The sequence below is a fragment of the Burkholderia sp. E168m23 genome, from assembly GCF_016586125.1.
GTDB classification, from domain to species: Bacteria; Pseudomonadota; Gammaproteobacteria; order Burkholderiales; family Burkholderiaceae; genus Burkholderia; species Burkholderia orbicola.
The window spans coordinates 1-921 of the sequence record NZ_BCPP01001523.1; the positions used below are offsets into that span (position 1 = coordinate 1).

The window sequence follows — 921 nt, forward strand, 5'->3', positions numbered from 1 at the left end:
CGGGCGCCCGGCACGAACGGATCGGGCACGAAGCGCTCGGCGGTCAGCGCAGGACGGCCGAGATAGCCGCGCGCGAGGCCTGCGCCCGCGAGATACAGTTCGCCGGTCGCGCCGGCCGGCACCGGCTGCCATGCGGCATCGAGCACGTGCAGTTGCAGGTTCGCGATCGGATGACCGATCGGCACCGCGACCGCATGCGCGTCATCGGGGCCGCAGGTCCAGTGCGACACGTCGATCGCGGCTTCGGTCGGCCCGTACAGGTTCACGAGCGTCGCGTTCGGCAGCAACCGCGCCATCTTCGCGACGAGTTCGGGCGCCAGCGCCTCCCCGCTCGCGACGATCAGGCGCACGCTGTCGCATTGCGCGGCGGCCGAGAAATCGTCGAGATGCGCGGCGAACGCGGCAAGCATCGACGGCACGAAATGCAGCACCGTCACGCCGTGCGCGTGGATCGCGGCGGCCAGGCGGGCTGGGTCGCGGTGGTCGCCGGGTGCTGCGATCGCGAGCTTCGCGCCGATCGCCAGCGGCCACACGAATTCCCACACCGACACGTCGAAGCCGAACGGCGTCTTGTGCAGCACGACGTCGTCGCGCGTCAGCCGGTACGCATGCTGCATCCACGCGATCCGGTTCGCGAGCGCGCCGTGCGTGTTGCCGGCACCCTTCGGCTTGCCGGTCGAGCCGGACGTGTAGATCAGGTACGCGAGCTGCGCGTCGTCGGTCGCCGCGGTTTCATCGTCGATATCGCCCGCTTCGTCGGCCAGCAGATCCGCGACCGTCAGCAGTTGCGTATCGGCGCCCTCGCCCAGCGCGGCCTCGACCTGCTCGCGCAGATGTGCCTGCGTGATCGCGACGGCCGGCCGCGCGTCGCGCAGCAGGTATGCAATGCGCTCGGCCGGATAGTCGGGATCGACCGGCAGA

The 921-nt window shown here is 70.7% G+C and carries 1 protein-coding gene; it reads right to left on the reverse strand.

All coding sequences use genetic code 11. The features are described 5' to 3' along the window. On the reverse strand, nucleotides 1–921 hold a 921-nt coding region (locus JMF90_RS38630), incomplete at both ends, for an AMP-binding protein (RefSeq protein ID WP_201326501.1).